Raw genomic sequence first — 308 nt, forward strand, 5'->3', positions numbered from 1 at the left:
CCCTTGGGCAGATCCTTGACGGCAACGCAGCTGCGGGCGGGCTTGGAGGTAAAATACTTTGCGTAGACCTCGTTGAAGGCGGCAAAGTCGGCTATATCGGCCAGGAAGCAGGTGGTCTTGATGACCTTGTCGTAGCCGGAACCGGCGGCTTCCAGGATCGCACCCACGTTCTAGCAGCTCTGCTCGGTCTGGGAGGCGATGCCTTCGGGCACAGTGCCGTCTGCGGGGTTCACAGGGATCTGGACGGAGGTGTAGAAAAAACCGCCTGCGATGAAGCCCTGGGAGTAGGGGCCGATCGCGCCGGGAGC

At 62.0% G+C, this 308-nt stretch carries 1 pseudogene; it reads right to left on the reverse strand.

Going from position 1 to position 308, the window contains the following annotated elements:
- A pseudogene (locus P0G09_RS17975) lies at window positions 1-308 on the reverse strand (Rid family detoxifying hydrolase); the annotation flags it as partial.

Origin of the sequence: Faecalibacterium sp. DFI.5.82, assembly GCF_029076575.1 — a bacterium.
Taxonomy (GTDB): domain Bacteria; phylum Bacillota; class Clostridia; order Oscillospirales; family Ruminococcaceae; genus Faecalibacterium; species Faecalibacterium duncaniae.